This is a genomic window from Arthrobacter sp. P1_B11 (assembly GCF_056406715.1).
Window position 1 is genome coordinate 104,391 of the sequence record NZ_JBFTZQ010000009.1, and the last position, 21,744, is coordinate 126,134.

Annotated in this window: 19 protein-coding genes and 1 pseudogene; 13 read left to right on the forward strand and 7 right to left on the reverse strand. The window is 60.3% G+C overall.

Translation table 11 applies throughout. The annotated features are described in order from the left end of the window. Nucleotides 1-45: 45 nt before the first annotated feature. From AC1D14_RS09755 to AC1D14_RS09770, 4 genes are read left to right on the forward strand one after another with little or no spacing between them, the layout of a single operon-like run. Complete coding sequence (locus tag AC1D14_RS09755) at nt 46-924, forward strand: hypothetical protein (RefSeq protein ID WP_476968379.1); 879 nt, start codon at nt 46-48, stop codon at nt 922-924. A 25-nt stretch (nt 925-949) separates the two neighbouring features. Next, nucleotides 950-1,717 (forward strand): glycosyltransferase, encoded by a 768-nt coding sequence (locus tag AC1D14_RS09760; RefSeq protein WP_476968380.1) that lies wholly within the window; start codon nt 950-952, stop codon nt 1,715-1,717. Beyond that, nucleotides 1,714-3,027, forward strand: a complete 1,314-nt coding sequence (locus AC1D14_RS09765; RefSeq protein ID WP_476968381.1) for a lipopolysaccharide biosynthesis protein — start codon at nt 1,714-1,716, stop codon at nt 3,025-3,027. The genes AC1D14_RS09760 and AC1D14_RS09765 overlap by 4 nt, the downstream gene beginning before the upstream one ends. Then, nucleotides 3,027-4,499 (forward strand): O-antigen ligase family protein, encoded by a 1,473-nt coding sequence (locus tag AC1D14_RS09770; RefSeq protein ID WP_476968382.1) that lies wholly within the window; start codon nt 3,027-3,029, stop codon nt 4,497-4,499. The genes AC1D14_RS09765 and AC1D14_RS09770 overlap by 1 nt, the downstream gene beginning before the upstream one ends. Before the next feature lie 97 nt (nt 4,500-4,596). On the opposite strand, the gene AC1D14_RS09775 is transcribed toward AC1D14_RS09770, so the two are convergent. Further along, nucleotides 4,597-6,228: an IS1634 family transposase gene (locus AC1D14_RS09775; RefSeq protein ID WP_476968383.1), complete on the reverse strand. Its 1,632-nt coding sequence runs from the start codon at nt 6,226-6,228 to the stop codon at nt 4,597-4,599. A 149-nt stretch (nt 6,229-6,377) separates the two neighbouring features. On the opposite strand from AC1D14_RS09775, the pseudogene AC1D14_RS09780 reads away from it, so the two are divergent. Continuing rightward, nucleotides 6,378-7,509, forward strand: a pseudogene (locus tag AC1D14_RS09780) (IS1380 family transposase); the annotation flags it as partial. Between the two features lie 320 nt (nt 7,510-7,829). Here the strand turns inward: AC1D14_RS09780 and AC1D14_RS09785 are convergent. From AC1D14_RS09785 to AC1D14_RS09800, 4 genes are all read right to left on the reverse strand, one after another. Continuing rightward, nucleotides 7,830-8,300 (reverse strand): acyltransferase, encoded by a 471-nt coding sequence (locus AC1D14_RS09785; protein ID WP_476968437.1) that lies wholly within the window; start codon nt 8,298-8,300, stop codon nt 7,830-7,832. 179 nt (nt 8,301-8,479) lie between these two features. After that, nucleotides 8,480-10,006 (reverse strand): tyrosine-protein kinase domain-containing protein, encoded by a 1,527-nt coding sequence (locus AC1D14_RS09790; RefSeq protein ID WP_476968384.1) that lies wholly within the window; start codon nt 10,004-10,006, stop codon nt 8,480-8,482. Between the two features lie 1,000 nt (nt 10,007-11,006). Next, nucleotides 11,007-12,038: an acyltransferase family protein gene (locus AC1D14_RS09795; RefSeq protein WP_476968385.1), complete on the reverse strand. Its 1,032-nt coding sequence runs from the start codon at nt 12,036-12,038 to the stop codon at nt 11,007-11,009. 568 nt (nt 12,039-12,606) lie between these two features. Further along, nucleotides 12,607-13,071 carry an Lrp/AsnC family transcriptional regulator gene (locus AC1D14_RS09800; protein WP_476968386.1) on the reverse strand — a complete coding sequence of 155 codons (465 nt, stop codon included), beginning with the start codon at nt 13,069-13,071 and terminating at the stop codon, nt 12,607-12,609. Nucleotides 13,072-13,230: 159 nt separating this feature from the next. Here AC1D14_RS09800 and pdhA point away from each other — a divergent pair, with 159 nt between their 5' ends. The 5 genes from pdhA to AC1D14_RS09825 all read left to right on the forward strand — a co-directional run bounded on the left by pdhA (nt 13,231) and on the right by AC1D14_RS09825 (nt 18,327). Next, nucleotides 13,231-14,493, forward strand: a complete 1,263-nt coding sequence (gene pdhA / locus AC1D14_RS09805) for a pyruvate dehydrogenase (acetyl-transferring) E1 component subunit alpha (protein ID WP_476968387.1) — start codon at nt 13,231-13,233, stop codon at nt 14,491-14,493. After that, nucleotides 14,490-15,602, forward strand: a complete 1,113-nt coding sequence (locus tag AC1D14_RS09810) for an alpha-ketoacid dehydrogenase subunit beta (RefSeq protein ID WP_476968388.1) — start codon at nt 14,490-14,492, stop codon at nt 15,600-15,602. Before pdhA ends, AC1D14_RS09810 begins: the two co-directional genes overlap by 4 nt. Nucleotides 15,603-15,606: 4 nt before the next feature. Beyond that, nucleotides 15,607-17,106 carry a dihydrolipoamide acetyltransferase family protein gene (locus AC1D14_RS09815; RefSeq protein ID WP_476968389.1) on the forward strand — a complete coding sequence of 500 codons (1,500 nt, stop codon included), beginning with the start codon at nt 15,607-15,609 and terminating at the stop codon, nt 17,104-17,106. A gap of 211 nt (nt 17,107-17,317) precedes the next feature. Then, nucleotides 17,318-17,470 (forward strand): hypothetical protein, encoded by a 153-nt coding sequence (locus AC1D14_RS09820; protein WP_476968390.1) that lies wholly within the window; start codon nt 17,318-17,320, stop codon nt 17,468-17,470. A gap of 182 nt (nt 17,471-17,652) precedes the next feature. Further along, nucleotides 17,653-18,327, forward strand: coding sequence for an SGNH/GDSL hydrolase family protein (locus AC1D14_RS09825; RefSeq protein WP_476968391.1), 675 nt, complete (start codon nt 17,653-17,655; stop codon nt 18,325-18,327). Here the strand turns inward: AC1D14_RS09825 and AC1D14_RS09830 are convergent, their stop codons facing one another. Further along, the gene (locus tag AC1D14_RS09830) at nt 18,328-19,080 is read right to left on the reverse strand and encodes an alpha/beta fold hydrolase (RefSeq protein WP_476968392.1); all 753 of its coding nucleotides are present in this window, start codon (nt 19,078-19,080) and stop codon (nt 18,328-18,330) included. Between the two features lie 195 nt (nt 19,081-19,275). Further along, nucleotides 19,276-19,818 carry a hypothetical protein gene (locus AC1D14_RS09835; RefSeq protein ID WP_476968393.1) on the reverse strand — a complete coding sequence of 181 codons (543 nt, stop codon included), beginning with the start codon at nt 19,816-19,818 and terminating at the stop codon, nt 19,276-19,278. A gap of 442 nt (nt 19,819-20,260) precedes the next feature. Between AC1D14_RS09835 and AC1D14_RS09840 the strand changes: the two genes are divergently transcribed. The 3 genes from AC1D14_RS09840 (at nt 20,261) to AC1D14_RS09850 (ending at nt 21,663) form a co-directional block, all read left to right on the forward strand. Further along, on the forward strand, nt 20,261-21,076 hold the full coding sequence (locus tag AC1D14_RS09840; protein WP_476968394.1) for an MBL fold metallo-hydrolase: 816 nt from the start codon (nt 20,261-20,263) through the stop codon (nt 21,074-21,076). An 85-nt stretch (nt 21,077-21,161) separates the two neighbouring features. Beyond that, nucleotides 21,162-21,470 carry a hypothetical protein gene (locus tag AC1D14_RS09845; protein ID WP_476968395.1) on the forward strand — a complete coding sequence of 103 codons (309 nt, stop codon included), beginning with the start codon at nt 21,162-21,164 and terminating at the stop codon, nt 21,468-21,470. A 49-nt stretch (nt 21,471-21,519) separates the two neighbouring features. Continuing rightward, nucleotides 21,520-21,663: a hypothetical protein gene (locus tag AC1D14_RS09850; RefSeq protein ID WP_476968396.1), complete on the forward strand. Its 144-nt coding sequence runs from the start codon at nt 21,520-21,522 to the stop codon at nt 21,661-21,663. Nucleotides 21,664-21,744: the final 81 nt, after the last annotated feature.

Here is a 21,744-nt window from a genome sequence, read left to right on the forward strand (position 1 = left end):
ATGCGGTCTTGAATTGTCAGGCGAGGACTTTGGTCCTGGATCATCATGTTCGCAGTTGAACGCCTGCTTAAACGGTGTGCCAAAGCGATTAGATATGCGATTGCTTATTTTGCTCTTGTGGTGCCCTCGGGTCTAAATCGAAAGAGCTTAGGGGCAACAGAGAGCCGATTGATCGTTGCCCTCACGAGTTACCCTGGGCGCATCGGTCGTGTTGATCTGACCGTCCGGTCATTGCTTCGTCAAGATGTTGTGCCGCAGAAAGTTGTACTCGTCTTGTCAAGCTTGGAGTTTCCCGACGGAATGTCGTCTTTACCAAAGCGTCTATTGAAGCTGCTCCGCTTCTCCGGCGAAAGTGTTGAGGTCTTGTTTACTGGAGATAACAAACGCTCCTATAAGAAACTTCTTCCCGTTCTCAGTGCCTATCCCGAGGACACAATCGTCACTGCCGATGATGACGTGCTTTACCCAAGCGATTGGCTTCGTCAGCTGTACGATGGACATCTACGTTTTCCGGATGCGATTATCGGAACTCGCGGTACGATCATTGGCATTCAGAATCAGTCGATCCGACCATATTCCACGTGGAAGCGGGCGACTCTAGATGTTCCGAGGCATGACGTCTTTCTCACTGGTCGCGGGGGAATTCTATATCCGGCCGGTTCACTGTCGCCGCTTGTCGAGGACTGGATCACTGCCGCTGATTTATGTCCGACCGCAGACGATATCTGGTTCAAGGCAATGGCAGTACTGGCGGACACGAAGTGTTTGACGGTGCCAATAAGGTCGGAGTACCTACCGAACACTTTGTTCGAGAAGAATGCGCTGTGGCACGAAAACGTCCTAGAAGGCAGGAACGACGAAGCTCTGATGCGGGTTGTTGAGCGCTTCCAAATTTTTGAAAAACTTGATGAAAGCGGGTCTTAGCTTGAGCAGTTTGAATCCAATAGACATGGATGAGGTATTGGTAGTAGTGCCAACGCTAGGAACTAGGCCCGCTTGGTTAGAGGAAGCCCTTAGATCGATTTCTAGCCAGGAGGGCGCTTCGCCCCTCATCCGTATCGTATGTCCTCCGAACGCGGTTCGTAGCGATGACTTGTGTATCGATGGCGTCGAGATCATAGAGTCAGACTCGAGAGGGCTTTCGGCGGCGATCGCGGCCGGTTTTGAGGGCTACACAGGCGAGTTTGTGACCTGGTTGGGGGATGATGACCGGCTCCAGCCAGGTTCCTTACGGGACGTAATTGGTGTTATGAGGGCAAACCCAGGCGCTAGCTTTGCGTATGGTAGGACGCGGTACATTTCTGCCGACGGTCGAACTATTGGCGTGACCCGTCCGGGGCGCTTGGCAGCACGATACCTGACCTTCGGGAAGGATTTTGTACCCCAACCAGGCAGTATCCTGCGTCGAGAAGCGGTCGAGATTGCTGGTGGAATCAACTTGCACTTGAAGAACGCAATGGATCTTGATCTTTTCATCCGCCTTAGGAAGGTAGGGAGATCGGTTTACTTGCCTCGCGAGGTTTCCTGTTACCGGCTTCATGACTCGAGCATCACTCTTACTAAGGGCAGTGAAGATGAGGGCGAGTCCGTACGGCGTCAGTACCTGTCGAAGCGGATGATCCTTCTGTATCCCCTTTGGCGCCCCGTCACCCGAGTTGTGGATCGGATTTGGGACATTGCCAATCGGCATCTACCAGCGCCAGCAGAACCTAAATGACGTCAGCCCCGTTCAAGCGTTTTTTTAGTTCATCATTATTCGATATGGCCGTGAGGCTTCTCACGATTCCCGTTACGGGGGTTTCAAGCTTAGCCGTTGCCGCAATTTTGATTCATGATGGTGGCGCTCAGTACTACGCGTCAGTCTCTCTCATCTGGAGTGTCGCTCAGCTTCTCCCCTTGTCCGACTTGGGGCTCGGGGCGGTCGTGACGAATGCAGTAGCCGGCGCCAAGGGGCAGACGGGGGACGTTGAGATTCGTGCCACTGTCGAAAGGTGTTTTCGAATTCTGGTTTTTGCCGCGACAATCATTTTGATGGTTGCTGCCCTTACGAGTTTTTTTCAAGTTTGGTCGCGAATACTCCCAGTCGATAAGTCAACCATGAATGTTGACGGTGTCGTACTTGTCACTCTCGCGATTATGGCGGTCTCGATGCCGCTATCACTTTGGCAGAGGATCGCGCTCGGATTACACATGAATCGCTATATTATAGTGCTTACAAGTCTGACCACGCCAATTGTTCTATTGATGGTCTGGCTTGCCATTGGCCGAAATTCTTTTCTGGTCGTCGGTGCGCCGGCTGTAGCTGGATTGGTCGTGATCGTCGGCGGCGTCATGGTTCTTCAGATTCGTAGGGGCTTCCCCGTGCTGTCGATGATGCGCCTACGGCCGTCCTGTCGCGTCTACAAAGGGTTGCCGCTCTGGCGGTCGGGTGCAGCGATGCTAATTATCATGGTTAGCCAACCGATAGTGTTGCAGTCGGACCGATTGTTCATTGGGTGGTTTTCTTCGCCGTCCAGCGTCGCGGAGTACTCCTTGCAGAGCCAACTATATGTTCCGCTTTTATCAATCGTGAGTGCCGGCGCCGCGTCGTTGTGGCCGAGGTTTGTCGCAGCACGATCAGGTCTCGGGCAGGACTGGGCTCTCTTCAGGTCATCGGTACTTCGGTTCTCAGTGATAGGACTTGTATTTGGCATTGCGCTGGTGTCGATCGGACCCTTCATCCTGGCATTCGTTTCGCGGGGAGCCGTCGATATTTCCATCCCGATTGCAGGAGCCTTCGCCCTACTCTTGCTTGTGCAGGCGGCGACAATGACGCCTGCAATGTTCCTCACGTCAGAGAACGGTCTCCGATTCCAGGCTAAGGCGCTCATCGCGATGCTCATTATCAAGCTTCCTTTGTCTGCGTTTCTCGCACATTACGGTGCTATTGGCCCCGTTTTGGCTTCAATTTTGGCGATTTTTCTTTGCCAGTTTGTGCCATCCATGTTCTATTGCCGGATACTTGCTAGAACTGGGAGCCAGGCCTGATGGAATTAGTCTTCAAGTTCCTCATCATTACGTTGTCAGTCGGCAGTTTGCCCCTGCTCGGAAGGTGGATGTGGAAGTGGAGCAGAGACGGGTCACTTGATGCGAATGCTCGTTTCATCATCTATATTTGGGCCCTGAACGTCTTATCCTGGGTGGCAGGCCGTTTCTTAGGTGGCGCATATGTGGAGTACGGCCAATACGGTGAGTCCTACTCCGTAGCACAGGGATGGGTCGATATAGTTGACAAATGGTCAATTCCTGCGACTATCGCACTCGGCCTCATCCGATTGATTGCAGTTCAGCGCGAACAAGGACGGTTTACCGTCGGAGTGCCAGGAATTACTGCAATGCTTGTTGTCGTGGGAGGGGCCGTCGGCGCTCTCGCCTCGGCAGCTGCTCAGACATCCTTTAGGCAAGTTTTGCTCCTCGTTCTACTTCTTGTGGCTACGGTGACGGTCAAGGGCGGACGAGCACTTTACGGTGCGGCGATTTCGGTGTGGCTTCTCGCCATCGTCTCGGGCCTTTTATTGCTCGTGAATCCAGCGCAGGCGACTAGACCCTGCAGATTCGACAAATGCGGTCCGATGGGCGACCTCTACCGGGGGATATTCGGGAACGAGAATGCTCTGGGTATAGCGCTGGCCATAGGATTGCCTTTCTTGGTGGTAGCTCTTGTGGGCAGAAAGATGAGCTGGTTACCTCTCGGGCTCGTGGTTGTTTCCACTTACGCGACGGGATCTCGTACTAGTCAGATTGGTCTCCTCGCGGGCGTGGTTGGATGTGTTTTGTGGTATGTCTTCCATTTTGGTCGGTCTCGTTCATTTATTGCCCGCTTCTCGAAAATAGTTTTAATTCTATTAGTGCCTATTCTGCTTTTCGCGCAGGCATGGATCACTTTCTCAGCAGGTAGTGGGGACTACACCAACCGGGCGGAATTATGGTCGTGGGGCCTCGAAGAGGTTTGGCGATCCTGGTTTTTTGGCGTCGGCTGGAACGCGCTGGAGCTCTATTTCGCAAGCACGGGCGGTATCGCCGGGGCTAGCTCCTACTCCTTACACAACCAATTACTAGATGTCTTTGTCATCGGGGGCGTTGCCGGTGTAGTGGCATTTCTGAGCTTGATATGGATCCTAGTAAGGAGGGCTGTTCGCGGCGACATGAGTAGCATTCTGATAATGATTCCGATGCTGGCGATTGGGATGTTGGAGACGCCATGGAGCTTCGGGCAATCAGACTGGCTTACGTGGGCGTTGGTGGCGGCAGTGATGTCGTCGTCTGGGCTGGATAAGGTTCGGCAGCCAGCCGTCGAAAGCGTTGAAGACCTCAATGGCCGCATTGCCCGTCGCCCGGCCGGGAACCGTGGCACGTTGTTGAGAGCACGGGCGTTGCCGGCACCCTGGCCTAACGCGGTTCGCGTGGACAGCGATCCCCGAGCAAAAGGAATGCCGCCCTCTGGACGGCGCCGGTCGTGATGATGTTCGACTTGATGTTGCCGGCGCTCCCGTAGCCGCGGCCAGTGCGTCTGATGTGCTCGATTCCGGTGTAGTTCGCCTGACTTGGCTCATTTGCTTAGTGCGTGAGTTTTGAGCTGTGGATGGCCTCGAGGATTGTTTGCTGTTCGGTGGAGACGGCGGGGTCGAATCTCTGTGTGGTGCCGTTGATGGCGATGGTGGCCGAGCGGAGGGGTCGGAGCTGTTTGATGATGTTGGCGACCGCGAGTCCTGTCTTGTTCTGGACTGTTCTGGAGATGGCAAGCGCGGTGAACACGATCGTGAGGTGGGCCTCGATCGCGTCGCGGGTGCGGTGGAACATGGGCCTGGCCCGCAGGTCTGTCTTGCTCATCCGGAAGGATTGCTCGACGTGCCACAGGTCGTGGTAGGAGCCGATGACTTCCGTTGCGGCCATGGCCGTTGCCGGGATGTTCGTGACGTAGCCCTTGAGGCCGGCTAGTTGCCGGGCGCGTGTCAGTGATGCCTCGTCGAGGCTGCGTTTCCCGCCGGCGGTCTTGACGAAGCGTGGGGTGCGGGCAGCTTTCTGTCCCTCGATGACCTCGCGCGCCCGGTTCTCCTGGGCCGTGAGGGTGGTGGCGTCGCGGACGGCTCTCTTGCGGGAGTAGGCCCACACGGCCCGCCATGAACCCGCGTGAGTGGCGGGGTCCCAGACCGGTTCGGCGCGCAGGTCGGGGTTGTTCTCATTGGTGTGGCCGGTCCTGGGAGTGATCGTGTCGATCAGCTGCCCGTCGGTGAACGCGTCCCCGTGCCAGCGGAAGTGCGAGGCCAGATCCGTCGGGGCCTTCGTCATCCGGGAGCCGACGATGAACCGCAGGTTCGCCTCATCCAGCTCGCGCAGATTGCCCGCGGAGAGCATACCGGCGTCGGCCACGACGACCATGTCGGCCAGACTGTGGCGGGCCTGGAACTGCTTGATGATCGGAATCATCGTCGAGGTCTCGGCCTTGTTGCCTTCGAAGCAGCCGATCTCCAACGGGAACCCGCCCCGGTCGACCAGCAGACCGACAACGATCTGCGGGTCGACGCGGCGTTCCTTGGAGTAGCCGACCTTGCGCAGCTCGTCTTCCTTCTCGGCCTCGAAGTAGAGCGTGGTGACGTCGTAGAGCACCAGGGAGATGTCCCCGTCGGTGCTGGCGTGCTGGAAGCACCAAGTCGCGATCCGATCGCGGTACTTGCCCGAAGCCGCCCGGCCCAGGGTGCGCTTCATCGTCGCGTAGCTGGCCGGGGACTGGCCCAGATCCCGCAGGACCCTGCCGGCATCCAGCAGCGAGGTCGGCTCCACCACCCGGGCGATCACCAGGTCCCGGAACACCTCGTCGCCGAGGCCATCGAACCCCAGCGCCGTGAAGACGCCGGCCAACGCATCGAACAGGATCCGCGAGTCCGTCCCGATGACGCGTCCCGGACCGTCACGACCGGCTGGCATCGCCGCGCCGGCCGCCTCGAACAAGCCCGGTCCAGCAGGCAAAATCAGACCTTTTACCGCAGGTGTGGGCTCGACACCGAGCTCGAGGACGCCCTGGGCAGGATTGTCCAGCAACTCGCGGGCGCGCTCCAGCAGCATGCCGAGCTCGGCCTCCGTATGCGCCGACCCGACGTGCTCCACGATCCGCTGACGACCACGCAAATACTCGGCGATCTGCACTGCCGTCGCTCCCGAGGCCGTCCGCACCCTCCTGATAAACGCCACACCGGAGACATTAGAACAAAACCCATTAGCCCCGTGGTTTCATCGGGTGGCCGTTGAGGGGTGTGTTTAAAAGGCGAAAAGGTGCTCTGACAAGGGAAAATAGTGGTGTCTAAGCCAATTTATCCCGGTCGTGAAGGAGCACCTTTTCGATGCACCACTCTACCCCTGTTTTCCCGTGCGTCCCGGTCGTTTTTCACCGGCCAGTCGCTGATCTCGCACGGCGGCGTCGCGGTCCTCACCGGCTTCATGGACGCCCTGGGTTTCGGCAGGTTGTGCGAGGACAGGCTCGGCCAGTTTGTTCCCTCCGGCGCACGGCATCGATCCGGCAAACTCCTCGGATCCCTGGCCGCGATGCTCGCCGCCGGAGGCGAACACGCCTCGGACCTGGACATCCTGCGTTCCTCGCCCGGTGCCTTCGGTCAGCTGCCCTCGAACGCGACCGTCTCCCGGTTCTTCGAACGCACCGTAACAAACCCGGAGCTGTTCAGCTACGGATTTGAGACCCTCACCCGGGAGCTGCGCACCCGTGCCTGGGATGCCGCCGGGAACCGGAATCCGGCACTGACCGCGACAGCCGCGGACCCGCTCATCATCGATCTCGACGCGACCCTGGTGACTTCGCACTCCGATAAGGAAAACGTCGCCGGCACCTACAAAGGCGGCTACGGGTTCGCCCCGTTTATCGCGAGCGTCGATTACGGTGCCGGCAACGGCTCCGGGGAAATCCTCGCGGCGGTGCTGCGGCCCGGCAACGCGGGAGCGAACAGCGCCTAGGACCACATCCGGGTCTTCCACACCGCCGCGGCCCAACTGCCCGACGGGTTCTACAACGGAACCGGGGCACTGGCCGGAGAGAAGGTCCTGGTCCGCACCGACAGCGCCGGGGCCTCACGGAAGTTCCTCTGGCACCTGCACAGCCTCGGCGTGCAGTTCTCCACCAGCTACACCCTCCCGTTCGGCAAAGCGCACATGATCGATTGGATCAATAACAAACAGTACTGGCAGCCGGCCCTGGACCAGCACGGGAAGGACCGCGCCGATGCGTGGGTCATCAACGCCACCGACGTCATTCCGCTCACCGACTAACCGCCGGGCACGAAATTGTTCCTGCGCGCAGAGCCGCTGCACCCCGGCGCGCAGCCGACCCTGCTCGATACCGACGGGCACCGGATCACCGCGTTCCTGACCAACTCACCGCGCTGGCACGGCCCGTTCCTGGACGCCAGACACCGCGCCCGGGGCCGGTGCGAGAACCGGATCAAAACCCTGAAAAACACCGGAGCGGCAGCGCCGCTCAGCCGCGATGGGCAGTTTTTCATGACCGCTAACACACGAAATCACCGGTGGGATAGCCCGATGCTGGTCGGTCTCGACGATGAAATGGTGCGCGCAATTGGTAGGGCGTGCGATCGGAAATGACGCGATAGTCGGACAGGATAAGGAAGCTGGTGCCCGGGTCAACCGTCGCCCCGGCGGGTTCATTCAAGGCCGTTGTGCGGTTCCAGTGTGAATGCCTGGACAGTCTCACCCGGTAGTCCAACAGGCTCTTTGTTCACCTACGCGATATCAGTTCACCGCTAAGCACGACGGTCCGGAAACTCTCAGCTGAGTCTTCGTGCCTTCTTTGCCGGAACACCCGCATAGAGCCAGTCCGGTTCGCAGTCTGTGACGACTACTGCTCCAGCAGCAATGATGCAGCCCTTGCCTATTGTCACGCCCGGTAGCACGACGGCTCGCGCACCTATCCAGACTCCGTCTTCAATGATGACAGGTCTAAATGTCGCGCTACCGGCCCGTCGGGACCTGCCGCCCAGGTGGTGCGTACTCGTGCATATGAGAACGTCGTAGGCGATGTTGCAGTTGGCGCCGATTTGAGTGGGACCATCGAACTTTGAATAGTAATTGACAAAGGATCCTCTACCAATCGTCACATTCCAGGTACCGAACCAACAGAGGGGGTTGATTGTTGCCCCTCCTACTCTCATGCCGAGAAGCTGCATGAGGCGCGTCCGCACACGTCGAGGCATTAAGGGGGAACCCGTGATCCCATTCAGGAGCAGGTCTCGGAGCATTTGGTTCGATCTGAGGGCATGCCTCAAGCCTCCGATACCAAATCCTTGCTGATTGTTCACCAACTGTCCCTGTGGTGTGTTGGAGGGGCTAAGGTCCACTCTTCCCTGCTCTCATGGCACACGTAGGTGTGTGGTGGTGGACTGTTAAGAGTCCATTGTGAGAATTGTGGAACACCTGCTTATTTTCGCTGCTCGGAGGGCCCAGTTCGCCCCGTGCCATCGGAGATCGATAGAAGTGTCTGGTCGTTGGAACGGCTAGCGAAGTTGAAATCAGATTCTTCAGACTTCGGCTGGCTCGTTCGCTTGCCCTTTCGCGTCTTATACGGCGACTTCCGTGGGCTGGAGTGCGCCGTGCCGCTGGTGTACGAATGGTAAGTGTATGCATAAGAGTCCGGCCCCTTGACCGGCAGACGATTGAGCACAATACCAAGAATGTCTGCATTGACCATCTCAAGGGCGCTGACCGACTTTTCAAGTTCGCCAAGTTTGGTCTTTTGACTTCCGACTACGAGCAGTACGCCCCCTGCATGTTGGGCGAGTACGGCAGCGTCAGTGACGGGCAACAAGGGTGGCGCGTCAATGATGACGGAGTCGAATGCCTCCTCCAGGCGCACGATCAAGCTTCGCATTTCATCCGAGCCGAGTAGCTCACTCGGGTTCGGAGGGATTTGGCCTGAAGCGAGGACGTAGAGCTCATTCTCGCCCCAAGGCTGAAGTAGCTCATTGACGTCTGCATCGCCCACTAGCGCCGTGGTCAGTCCGACTTGGCGTTCCAAGCCCAAGTATTCCGCGATCATGGGGCGCCGAAGATCGGCGTCAATAAGTGCGACGGTTTGCCCTGCCTGCGCGATAGATATGGCCAAGTTTACGGCAGTGGTCGTTTTGCCTTCTCCAGGAAGCGATGAAGTGATAAGCACGGTCTTGCTCTTCTGGCTGACATGCGCGAACTGCAGGTTCGTTCGTAATTGACGGAAGGATTCTGCACGTCCACTTTGCGGTGGCACCTGCGTGAGCAGAGGTTTCTTCGTGGCATCAGGGTCAAACGCAACTCCGCCCAAGATTGGTGCAGGCGTGACCTTGCGGATGTCGGATTCACCACGAACCTTCGTGTCCCACGTAGCCGAGAGTAGGGATGCACCAATTCCCATGCCCAAACCGACTATTAGGCCGAGTAGTAGATTCACCTTTGTATTTGGTGCTGAAGCACTGGACGGCGCTGTCGCCGGGGAAATCACTGACAACTTGACCGGCGACGATCCGCCGGTGTTCGGCTTTTCGAGGTTTTCCACCGTCTTTATCAAATTGTTTGCTACCTCTTGCGCAATGGCCGCCGACTGAACGGGGGAGGTATCGGTCACGGAGACAGTGATTATGACAGTGTTGAGGTCACTGCTGGCTTTGATCTCCTTCGAGAGTTCGTCCGGCGTGAGTTTGAGCCCCAAAGAGTCAATAACTGGCTGAAGAACCATAGGTGTCGTGACCGTCTTCACGTACGACTGCACCCTCGCCTGGCTAAAGGTGTTGCCTTGTGCGAGTTCTTGGACGGAGCCAGAGCTTTGGATAGCGACAAAAAGCTGCGTGTCCGCTGTATAGCTGGGCTTGACCAGAATCGACGCAAGCCCTCCCCCGAGCACGCCCATCATCGTGAGCACGGCGATGAGAATCCAGCTGCGGCTCAACATGCGAAGGTAGTCACGTATTTCCAATTGTCCGGCTTCCCCCTGTGTATGGACCAGTATGCATCCGTACTGGCAGACCTGCCCTCGGTTCGCATCCAGCTTGCAATTCCTGCTAATTGTAGCGGTCGCAGGCCATCCTACGTTTCTTGAGTAACACTCCGAACGAACATCGCATGAATCGGCCAAGACAGATCCCCCGGAGGCAAGCTTCGGACCGCTCATCATGGACGGTGAGATGCGCCGATTGCATTGCGACTGCCGTACCTGCTCGAGAGGCGAGCGAAGGGCAGGGGCGAACGCCCTTCAATGTGAACGTTTGGCCTGGGTGATCCGATGAGACGATAATGGCCCCCTGGGCGTCTTTGCGTTAGCTAAAGACAGGCTGGGCGGCGGTGCGCAAATGGTTGCGACTGTCGGCCGCCATGACGACGACGTCATCTGGTTGCAGTTTGCCAATGACGTTATGGACGCGGCTGACGGTGTTGCATCAGAAGCGAGTGTCGGCCTGGCGACTCTTGGGGCAGTCAATCGCCCTAGCTGGTACCGGGGTAACTTTGCCGACAATCGTGAAGGCGAGGGGCAGAAGTGCTGCGTCGCAATGAGATCTTACCGAGGTGTGACGGCAGCCCGTGAGCAGCCGTTGCAGGCGTTCGGTGGTCCTCTGCAGCCGCGAGAGGAACCGTCACTCATGCAGGCCGACCGTGACGGATCGGTCCCATTCCTTGCGTGCCCCGGGAGCACCTAATCGGGTGCGTTGCCCATCGAGGTGTCCAAACATTCTAAGAACCAGCGGGCGACCTTGACTGTGCTTTAGATGCTTGGTCGGCCATGGGCTGGGCGCGGCGAGGCCGCGAGGGATTTCTGGCGTCGGGATGAGTATGGCAACCTAATTCGATGCCGGGCGTACGGGCGATCTGCATCACGCCCTCTCCGTTCGCAACCTCCGTGGGGATTACAGCTAGCGGGAGGACGATACGGCGCCGGAATGCGGCTTAAATATTCGCCCACCTCCCACCACGTAGACATTTCAAGAGTGCGGCAGAAGTTGCCGCCACCGAAATTGAGCAGGTGAAAGAAGTCGGTGGGTGACTGCGCTAAACAAGACTGCGAGCGGCACTGCAAAATACGCTGCCTGAGACTGAGTTCCGCCGATCAGCCATGAACCGATGACGAGCAACGGGAAGTGGAAAAGATAGAGCTCATAGCTGATTCGACCCGCGTACGTCAACGGACGCAGCGAAAGCGCGCGGGTGATCACCGAGTCAGCGTCTGTGGTGAGATGGGCGATTATGGCGAGCGTAGCGACGGCAGCCATCGACGCCGCAACCATTTCGAGCCTTGTGTTAGTTCCCACCAGAACGGCGCCAACGAGAAGGGCCAATCCACTTACGGCTGCCCGCTTGCCAAAGCGAGCGTTTGGTGTCCGCTCGAGATAGAGGGCGAGAGCGCACCCCAGCAACATCCCTCCCATTCGGAGAAACATACCGGTATTTGATTTCGCAAAGAGCAGGGCTGCCAGAGCCAGTAGGCCAGCGACCATGAGCATCTGTGGCGCGAAACGGTCAACCCGACGCTTGAGGTTCACCAAAATAACCGGCCAAGCGAGGTAGAACAATTCTTCAATTCCAAGGCTCCAGGTGTGCCGCCAAATATCTCCGCCCCCGTCAACCAGAATCTGGTACGGCGTCGTGTAGGTTACGGCAGCCGCTGTCTCCCAGAGGAACTTCGTTGTGCTTTGAGCCAGCAACAAGCCAGGAACGAAGAGCAGGAGCATCGCGACCAGTAACGCGGGGTAGAGGCGTATGATCCGTCGCAGATAGAAGTTACGCAGTTTTACGTCCCCGCTGTCTGCTATTTCCCTCAGCAGGACCGTCGTAATCAGGAAACCAGATAGGGCGAAAAACACGTCAACACCGATCTGCCCGCCGAAGGCCAGAGGGAAGACCGCGTGGTGTACGAAGACTAACGAAATCGCCAATGCCCGAAGCCCATCGAGTTGTGGTAGATAGCCTGCCCGTAGTCCGCCGCGGCCAACTTCAAGAATGCGTGTGTTGCTCATGTCTTCCCCCAGATCGGAACAGCCGCCGGACTTATTGTAGTGGGATGTAGTTCCGGGGCTTCGACCGGGAGTAACGTCCCGCCTGCCTGGTCCGACTCAAAGTTCGGACCTAGCAACACCGCTCTCCGGGAGTAGCGGTCAAGCAGCTCGTTGAGTGCGAGGGCCGGGCTTTCTCGGTAACCTCGTCAAACCGCAAGGCCGGTACTTGCCGCGGCGACCGATCCGTCCAACAAGCGTTGCATTTGTGAAATCGCCGCCATCGTCAGGGCGCTGACACTGCACGGAAATCAGCTCAAAGCGCTGTGACTCAGCGACGCTTGAATCGTTCCGACAAGGTTTTTGGGCGTGTTAGTCCGGCTCAACTGCGGGACCTGGCTTCGGCGTTGGTCCCTGTCATTCTGTAGTTCACTCATTTGTTGACGGGGACTTCGAATAAGAGGCCGTCCATCCCCGGGCCTCATATGGGCCTCTGCTCTGAGGCGCCGCGGCTAACAGGAACCGGCTGCTTCGAGACTCTGGTTTCCTACTCCGTCTCACGTCTATTCTGACCATGCGTTCGCGCCAGTCACTACCGCGTATCGACATCCTCAAACACCAAAAACGTCTGGGTATCCAACACCCCAGGCATGGACTGCAGCTGGTCGAAGATCACTCGCCGAAGGTCCACGTTGTCCACTGCCCTCACCAAGAGGATCACGTCGAAGTCCCCGCCGACCAGCGCAATGTGGTGCACCTCGGGGATCGCCCGCAGCAGCTCGCGCAGTTCGCGCCAGGAATGCTGCCGCACCTTGAGCGTCACATAGGCGGATGATTTTAAGCCGGCCTTGATCGGGTCCACCAGCGCGGTGAACTTCGTCAGTACCCCCTCGCCCGTCAGTCGGGCAATCCGCGTGTAGGCATGCGCCCGCGAGATGTGGACGTTCTCCGCCACCTGCGTAACGGACATCCGCCCGTCCCGCGTAAGCTCCGCGATGATGTTCCGGTCTACATCGTCGAGAGGTACGGCCGCCTGCTCCGTCTCCGTTCCTGCCATTTGTCTACGATCCCTGTCGGTAATCCGGATCACACTTACGATGTGTCTTTCAGAATAGGGGAACCAGCCCTACTTCTCCACGGTTCGCCCAAGTGGTGGATACGAAACATCGTCCGGGACCATACTGAAAGTGAATAGTGGCTACAGAAGGACGGACCAATGACGATCTCCGCGGACCACGCTGCCCAAGATCAGGCAGCGCAAGGCCGGCAGGCGCCGGACCAGCTCCAGGAACCCGATTTCGGAGGCGCCGCAGCCGAGGCTGTGCGCAAGTTCGGCATCACGGTTGAGGACTACATGCTGCCGGCCCGCCACCAGATCCAGATGGTGGACCAGGACGGCAACCTCAAGCCGCACTCCGAGCAGGGCGCTGAGCCGGGCCACGAGTACCCGCTGCCCAGCGACGAGGAACTCTTGGCCGCCTACGAGCAGCTCGTCGTCGGCCGACGCGTCAACGACCAGAACTCCGCCCTCGTCCGGCAGGGGCGCATGGCCGTCTACCCCTCCAGTCACGGCCAGGAGGCGTGCCAGGTTGCCGCCGCCCTCTGCCTGTCGGACGGCGACTGGATGTTCCCCACCTACCGCGACTCCGTCGCCGTCATGGCCCGCGGCGTTGACCCCGTCCAGACCATGATCCTCTTCCGCGGCGACTGGCACAGCGGCTACGACCCCGCCAAGCACAAGGTGGGCATCCAATGCACGCCGCTCACCACGCAGCTGCTGCACGCCGTCGGCGTCGCCCATGCCGCCAAGCTGCGCGGCGAGGACACCGTTGTCCTGGCCATGTGCGGCGACGGCGCCACCAGCGAAGGCGACTTCCACGAGGCCCTGAACTTCGCCGCCGTCTTCCACCTGCCCGTCGTCTTCTTCGTGCAGAACAACCAGTACGCCATCTCGGTGCCGCTGGCGCACCAGTCCGTCGCGCCGTCGCTAGCCCATAAAGCCGTGGGCTACGGCATGGCGGGCGAACGGGTGGACGGCAATGACGTCGTCGCCCTACTCGCTGTCCTTGACCGTGCGGTCAGGCTGGCCCGCGAAGGCTCCGGCCCCCTGCTGGTGGAGGCCCACACCTACCGCATGCAGGCCCACACCAACGCGGACGACGCCACCCGCTACCGCCAAGACAGCGAAGTCGCCCAGTGGGTGGCCCGGGACCCGCTGACGCGGATGAAGACGTACCTCGCCGGCAAAGGGGTACTGGACGACGACGGCGAGTCCAGGATTGCGGAGAAAGCCGAAGCAGTTGCGACGCAGCTCCGCAACGGACTCAGCGAGGACGTCCCGGTGGACCCACAGGACCTCTTCAAGTACGTCTTCTCCAAACCGACGCCGCAGCTCAAGGAACAGTCCGCCATGCTCGCCGACGAACTAGCGCGCGAGGCCGGCGCGGGCACCTCAACCACCACGGAGGCCCCAAAATGAGCCCCGCAATCACCACATCCTCCGAGGCCAACGGCAACGTTAGCTCAGCCACCGCCCGGGCGGCAGCCACGGCCGCCGCCACGGCCGAGGCTACTGGTCCGCAGATGGTCACCATGGCCAAAGCTCTGAACACCGCCATGACCGACGCCATGCACGCGGACAACTCCGTCCTGGTCTTCGGCGAGGACGTCGGCATGCTGGGTGGCGTCTTCCGCATCACCGACGGCCTGACGCGGACCTTCGGCGAACAGCGCTGCTTTGACACCCCGCTGGCAGAGTCCGGCATCGTGGGCATGGCGGTAGGCATGGCGATTAACGGCATGCGCCCGGTTATTGAAATGCAGTTCGACGCCTTCGCCTACCCGGCGTTCGAGCAGATCGTCAGCCATGTCGCCAAAATGCACAACCGCACAAAGGGCGCCCTCAAGCTGCCCATAGTTATCCGTGTTCCCTACGCCGGCGGCATCGGGGGAGTGGAGCACCACTGCGACTCCTCGGAGTCCTACTACGCCCACACCGCCGGCCTGAAGGTCTTCACCCCGGCCACCGTTGCCGACGCCTACCGCATGCTCCGCGAAGCCATCGACTCCGATGACCCCGTGATGTTCATGGAACCCAAGAAGCTGTACTGGTCCAAGGACCTCGTGGACCTCGAAGCACTCCGCGACCAGCATGCCGCGAATGCCGAGGCCGGAACTTCCACGGAAGGCCGTGCCACCGTCGCCCGACCCGGCACGGATGCAACGCTCATCGCTTACGGTCCGTCCGTGCCGATGGCGCTCGCTGCCGCGGCCGCAGCGGCCGAGGAAGGCCGTTCGCTCGAGGTGATCGATGTCCGTTCAATCGTGCCGTTCGACGACGAGACCGTCTGCGCCTCGGTCCGCAAGACCGGCCGAGCCGTGGTCATTGCGGAGGCGCACGGGTTTGCGTCCGTCTCGTCCGAGATCGTGGCCAGGGTCCAGGAACGCTGCTTCCACTTCCTCGCCGCGCCCATCCGCCGCGTCACTGGCTTCGACGTGCCGTACCCCGCCCCGAAACTCGAGCATTACTACCTGCCCGGCGTGGACCGCATCCTCGACGCCGTTGACGACCTCCAGTGGGAAGACTGATCAGATGAGCGAAACGAAAGTATTCCTGCTGCCCGACCTCGGCGAAGGCCTCACAGAAGCCGAACTCGTGAACTGGCTCGTAGCCGTGGGCGACGAAATCCGTGTAGACCAGCCCATCGCCGAGGTCGAAACGGCAAAGTCCATGGTGGAAGTCCCGTCCCCGTACGCCGGCACCGTAGCAGTGCTGCACGGAGAACCAGGCCAGACCCTCGACGTGGGAAAGCCACTGATCTCGGTGACGCCGGCGGGCTCGCCGGTCGAAAAGGAACCGCTGGTTGAGCTTGTCGAAACCAAGTCGCGGCCGGTCGAGACTGTCGAAACCAATGCAGCCGAGACCTACCGCACGGAAGAAAAAGCAGGATCCGGAAACGTTCTCATCGGATACGGAACACCGGGCGGCGGTGCAACAACTCGCCGAACCCGGCCCCGACGCATTCCGCCGGTCGAGCCTGTCGAGACCAAGGGCGTCGAAACCTCGACCGCCGAACCCAAGCTGACCGCGTCCGCCGACGACCTCCTCCTGATGCGCACTCGTGTACCAGGCAAGCTTGGAGCCGTAATCTCGCCCCTCGTGCGCCGAATGGCCAAAGAGCACGGAGTCGACCTCGGACACCTGCAAGGCTCGGGTGACAGCGGACTCATCATGCGCCGCGATGTCGAAGCTGCCATCACGAAGCCGGCGCCGGTGGAGCCTGGCGAAACCAAGCCGAGTCCGCCGATGGAGCTTGTCGAAACCAGGGCCTCGACAAGCTCGGCCGGCGGGGGCATCGACCCCCGCACCGGCCTCGGGATCGCAAGCCGCACCCCAGTCCGAGGCGTCCGCAAAGCAGTCGCCGCCAACATGACGCGAAGCCGCTCCGAGATTCCAGAAGCCACAGTCTGGGTGGATGTTGATGCAACCGCTCTGGTCGAGTTGCGCGCCGGGCTCAAGAAGGCCGACCCCCACAACACACCAGGTCTTTTGGCCTTCATCGCCCGTTTCGTCACAGCCGGGTTGAAAAGGTTTCCGGAACTTAATACGCGGATAGTGACTTCCGAGGACGCCGCGGGCGGTGAGAGCCAAGAGATCGTCGCCTTCGATGGCGTCAACCTTGGATTCGCAGCTCAGACTGACCGCGGCCTCGTGGTTCCGTCAGTCCGCAACGCGGACAAACTCAGTGCTCGCGAGCTGGATGCGGAGATCCGCCGGCTGACGGTCGTCGTCCGCGAAGGCAAGGCAACTCCCGCAGAACTTGGAAGCGGAACGTTCACGCTGAACAACTATGGAGTGTTCGGCGTCGACGGTTCGGCTGCGATCATCAACTATCCTGAGGTGGCGATCCTGGGCGTCGGCCGGGTCATCGATAAGCCATGGGTAGTGCACGGGGAGCTCGCGGTCCGCAAGGTCACCGAGCTGACCCTGACGTTCGACCACCGCATCTGCGATGGCGAAAAGGCCGGAGGCTTTCTTCGCTATGTGGCTGACGCAATCGAGAATCCGGCTTACGTGCTCGTAGAAATGTGAGTTGCCCGCCGCGAGGAGGCCGCCGTCGGACAAGAGACTGGCGTCGGGATCACGATCGTAGCCAAGGTCTCCCCGGCACGTGCGGCGGCCCAGGATCCATCAGTTACACGCCATTTTATGCTTGGAGTTTACGGCACTTAACCGGTCTTATTTGCCCCTCGGGTCGCATGTAGAGTGAGCCTGCAATTGTCCGGTTAGGAGAGGCTGAAACATGGGTGCAAACCTGACATTCAAATGCCCGGTAGAGGGATGCGATTACAAGTCGGACTTCCGCCTGGGCATGGGCCAGGAGGAGGACCCGGCTGAGCATGCCAAGCGTGTTGAGATCCTGCGCCGGGAGCATCCAGCGCACCCTGCCGTTTAGGTAGCCCGTCTCTGTTGTTAGGAACCCCGCTCACTTCGGTTGGCGGGGTTTCTCTCTTTGAGTCGTAGAATGTTGGAAATCACTTCTTGTTTTCTGGGGGACTCTTGCGCCGTATTCTTACCGCTGCTCTGCTATCCGCTGTTCTCATGGCGTCCGCAGGATGTGCTCAAGAGCCGCCTCCCGTGTCGGATAGGGTCGCCCAGGTTTATCGGGAGAACCTCGCCCACCCTTCCCCGACGCCAACCGCGACGAAGGTCGCGAAACCGCCGGCGGCTTTGAAGTTCGGGCCGGGTACGAAGACGTTGTTCTTCGGGGATTCGTGGACGTTCGGGATGACGGCGGAGCCCGTGACGCAGGGCTTCGCATACCAAACCGCCGATGAGCTACAGCTTGACGCGACGGTCATGGGCGGGCCCGGAACTGGCTACCTCAACCCGGGCCCTAGCAAAGAGGGAACGTATTCGGAGCGGTTGAACTCGGTTCCGGCTGACCTGAATCCCGGGTTGGTCGTTTTGCAGGGCAGCATCAACGACGCGAACCTCAGCCCTATAGGCCTGCCGGGTGCGGCAAACAAGTTCATCCGCCAGTTGAAGGCGAACTTCCCGCACGCTCAGATCGTGATGGTCGGCCCGGCACCGAATACGTTCCCCGCTGATCCGAGCATCACCCGCCTCGACAACTACCTGAGGCAGGTAGCGGTGAGTAACTCCTTGAACTACATCTCCCCGTTCGCCGGGCACTGGATCACGGCGGCAAACGTGGGCAAGGTGATCGACCCGACGACGATGCACCCGACGAACGCCGGGCACGCCATCCTCGCGTCGAAGACCGTAGCAGCCCTGAATAGCCTCAGGTAGCTAGACGCACCGGCTGAGGAAGTCGGTGAAGTCTTTGCCGTACGCGTTCTGGGTGTGGGTGGAGGCGTTGTGCGTGACGATTGCCGATTCCGTGGCGGTGCCGGCGACGAACGTTTGGAACGCGTCAGTGGTGGAGGACTTCGCCACTGTCGTATCAGCGGTGGAGGCGTAGAACCTCATCCGCAAGCCAGCATAGGCGGAGGCTGCAAAGCTGTTCCGGGGGTCATGTCCTGCCGGGATGGACGCGAAGGATGACACGCTGTAGGCGGCGTTGATGGAGGCCTGGAACGCGTTGGGTGTTCCGCCCGACGTCGCCGTGTACGCCCACGACAGGTCGGTCACCGGGTCAATCAGGTACACGCCCTTCACCTTGCCCGCAGGCAGGTTCCCCTTTGCCGCAGTAAGCAGCGCATCCAGCCCACCCATGGAAGCGCCAACCAGTACGACCCTAGATACTGAGTTGATGCCGTTCATGAGGGTGTACTCGTTGACGACATCGGTGAGGGACGCGTCGTTGCCCCAGGTATCGGAGTGCGCCCGCGATGCCACAACCGAGGCACCTGCCCGGATAGCGGCGTGGACCAGCGGGTAGGCCCAGTACGAGGAGACGATCAGTTCTGAACCGCCGAGCTGGCGGCAGAAGATGACGAGCTGCCCGTTCGGGGTGGGCGGTACCCAGTAGCGGACGTTGACGCCGCCGCTGTCGGTGGTGTCGGTGTAGTGGACGCCGTTAAGCTGCCGGCCGATGCTCACGAGATACCCCATTTCTTGGCCAGCTGTGTGGTGACCTGATCGACCCTGGACGGGGTGAGGACGGATTGGGCGACGATGACTTCAGCGATGTCAATGGTTCCCGCGCTGGGCGGGGTGGACAGGCCGGGGCCGAGGAACAGGTTGGTGAGGGTGCCTGCGCCGAGGTTCGCGCCTGAGACGCTGGCCAGGTAGCCGTCAATGTAGAGGTTCGCCCCGCCGGTGCCAAAGTTGAAGATCCCGACGTGCCATTGCCCGTCGTTGACCTGTGGCGAGTTGGTGGATCCCGGCTGTGCCGCCGTTGCCGTAGATGCAGAGCCCCGCCTGCGCGATGTTCAAGTTCAAGCCCGAGGCACCCATGAGGGCAATGTTGCCGGGGACGGCGAAGTCAGCGGATACGCAGAATACGAAGGTGAAGGAGATCGGTTGCGCCCATCCGGAGATGAGTCCCATGCCGCCCGCGCCGAAGGTGTCTGTGTTGCGGAAGTATGAGGTCGGGCCGAACCGGACTGCGTTCTTCCCGTTCGCCGCGTTGGTGAGCAGTGTCGGCTTGTTCGTCGGGGTGATGTTCAGGGAGAACCCGCCGAGGGACGCCGGCCACTGCGTGAGGGCCTGCCCGTTCGATCCGCTGAGGGTGGAGGCGTCGAACCATGCGAGTGCGTTCGGCACGTCCCTGGCCGGGTCAATGGTTGCCAGGGGCTTGCCGCGCCAGTCGGTTACGGGAGCGTCGAGGATACCCATTTAGCTCACCACATAACTGGCGAAAGCGGCATTTTGTGCCCTTTCGTGTGCGTGACCGGGAGCCGAAAAACAGTCAAGAACAGCCCCCGACGCTGGCCGGCCGCAAGGTATCACCGACGCGCACGTCAGGAACAGCTGTTTAGCTGGCCAAGTCGGAGTGCTCCGAGCAGTTGACTTTGGCCACCAGACCGTTGCCGCCTTGGCTATAAGAAGTGACGTGGTTGGTCGTCGCGTTGCACTTCTCGCAGAAGTGCCTCTGTTGTTTTGTCCCCATAGACCAGATCATACTCAGCTGGACATTTCGACCGAGTTACAGTCACGCAAAGGGCATGAGTCGCAAGTATGTGCCTGAAGGGGCCGCGGATACGACGGGTCGGTAGAGCTAGATGGGTAGAATCAAGGCCTGAAGATCGCAGATGCTCCCCAGATTTACGGAGAAACAATGTCACGATGGCTCGACGTCGGCACGGCCAACTATGTGCTGGTAACTGAAGGTTCCCACCTCAATACCGGCCTGATCATAGGGACGGAACGGGCAATGGTTATCGATACCGGATGCGGGCCCAGGCAGGGTCGGGAAATCCTGGACGCGGTCCGGCAGAAGACCTCACTGCCTTTGGTTGTAGTTAACACGCACCCGCACTACGACCACTTCTTCGGCAACGCCGTGTTCGCAGAAGAAGGATCCACCGAGTTCTGGGCACATGAAAACTGTGCCGAGGAGATCGGCGAAAACGGGGACGCGCAGCGTGCCGCTGTGACCGGGCTGGAGCCCGAGATGGCTGCCGGCGAAGGCGACAACGTGGAACTCGTGGTGCCCAACGCGATCGTCCGCGACCAGCCCGTCCTGGTCGATCTTGGCGGGCAGGCCGTTACCCTGTTCTACCTGGGCCGCGGACACACCGACGGAGACCTTTTGGTCGGCACGACCACCACGCTCTACGCCGGCGATCTCGTGGAGCAGGGCTCGCACCCGTCCTTCGAAGACTCCTACCCGGAGGAGTGGGCCGACGCCCTGCGGCACCTGTCCGCGCTGCGCCACCGCTACGAGTTCCTGGTCCCAGGCCACGGGGAGCCGTGCAGCGACCGCTTCGTCAAGACCATGGCCGACACCATGTCCACTGCAGTCCGGCAGGCGCGCCAGTCGATCCGGGACACCCCTAGTGACGCGACCAAGGCAATTCCGGTCCTGCCCTATGGTCCGGAGCAGTCCCGCTGGTTTATCAAGCGCCTGCAGGAGACCCGGCCGCAGCACTGAATCCAAGTAGTGCTGCGGTATGCGGTACAAAAAACGGGTAGTGACTACGCTGGGGGAGGCCGGCGGCTCGCTCTAGGTTGGGGTCATGAAGACCGGTATCAGCGCAGCTATCCGCCGTTTCATCGAGAAGCACGTCGTAGCGGACGACCCCTACCCGGAGCGGTCCTGGCTGGATGCGCAGGACATGCCCCGGCTGGCAATGAAGGTTCGCGAGACGGTGTCAGGCCTGCCCGTGACTCCCCTGCTTCCTCTGCCCGGCAGGCACTTCGGGCACCGCCGAGCCCACCCCTTTAATCGGCTTCGCGGTCGACACATGATGCCTGCGCATCACGACGACGCCGAGCTTGCGGACCGGCGCACGGATGAGCTGTTCCGGGGACGCTGGCCGTCATAAAGCACATGACTTGATCCCGCTCCAAGTTTGCGTGTGTACCATCACCGCCATGGGGAACTATGCAGGCAGTCAAGTCGCCAGGGAGTCGCACCGGGAACTTCGGCGCCGCAGACTTCGGATCGTGGCCTATATGGGGCTGGCTGTGCTGGCCGTCGTCACCGCATTGGTGGTGGTGATGGCCCTCCGGCGTTGAGTTGGGGGCAGCAATGGGCGGACACGCCGTGCTTTGACAGGATTTGTCGAATGCGTGACGTCTAGGTAGTGTCGTGGGAAA

Bases quoted from the DNA above. Each gene is read 5' to 3' on its own strand.
- AC1D14_RS09755 (WP_476968379.1), top strand. From the start codon at position 46: ATGTTCGCAGTTGAACGCCTGCTTAAACGGTGTGCCAAAGCGATTAGA.
- AC1D14_RS09760 (WP_476968380.1), top strand. From the start codon at position 950: ATGGATGAGGTATTGGTAGTAGTGCCAACGCTAGGAACTAGGCCCGCT.
- AC1D14_RS09765 (WP_476968381.1), top strand. From the start codon at position 1,714: ATGACGTCAGCCCCGTTCAAGCGTTTTTTTAGTTCATCATTATTCGAT.
- AC1D14_RS09770 (WP_476968382.1), top strand. From the start codon at position 3,027: ATGGAATTAGTCTTCAAGTTCCTCATCATTACGTTGTCAGTCGGCAGT.
- AC1D14_RS09785 (WP_476968437.1), bottom strand. From the start codon at position 8,300: ATGCTCCGAGACCTGCTCCTGAATGGGATCACGGGTTCCCCCTTAATG.
- AC1D14_RS09795 (WP_476968385.1), bottom strand. From the start codon at position 12,038: ATGAGCAACACACGCATTCTTGAAGTTGGCCGCGGCGGACTACGGGCA.
- AC1D14_RS09800 (WP_476968386.1), bottom strand. From the start codon at position 13,071: ATGGCAGGAACGGAGACGGAGCAGGCGGCCGTACCTCTCGACGATGTA.
- pdhA (WP_476968387.1), top strand. From the start codon at position 13,231: ATGACGATCTCCGCGGACCACGCTGCCCAAGATCAGGCAGCGCAAGGC.
- AC1D14_RS09810 (WP_476968388.1), top strand. From the start codon at position 14,490: ATGAGCCCCGCAATCACCACATCCTCCGAGGCCAACGGCAACGTTAGC.
- AC1D14_RS09815 (WP_476968389.1), top strand. From the start codon at position 15,607: ATGAGCGAAACGAAAGTATTCCTGCTGCCCGACCTCGGCGAAGGCCTC.
- AC1D14_RS09820 (WP_476968390.1), top strand. From the start codon at position 17,318: ATGGGTGCAAACCTGACATTCAAATGCCCGGTAGAGGGATGCGATTAC.
- AC1D14_RS09835 (WP_476968393.1), bottom strand. From the start codon at position 19,818: ATGGGTATCCTCGACGCTCCCGTAACCGACTGGCGCGGCAAGCCCCTG.
- AC1D14_RS09840 (WP_476968394.1), top strand. From the start codon at position 20,261: ATGTCACGATGGCTCGACGTCGGCACGGCCAACTATGTGCTGGTAACT.
- AC1D14_RS09845 (WP_476968395.1), top strand. From the start codon at position 21,162: ATGAAGACCGGTATCAGCGCAGCTATCCGCCGTTTCATCGAGAAGCAC.
- AC1D14_RS09850 (WP_476968396.1), top strand. From the start codon at position 21,520: ATGGGGAACTATGCAGGCAGTCAAGTCGCCAGGGAGTCGCACCGGGAA.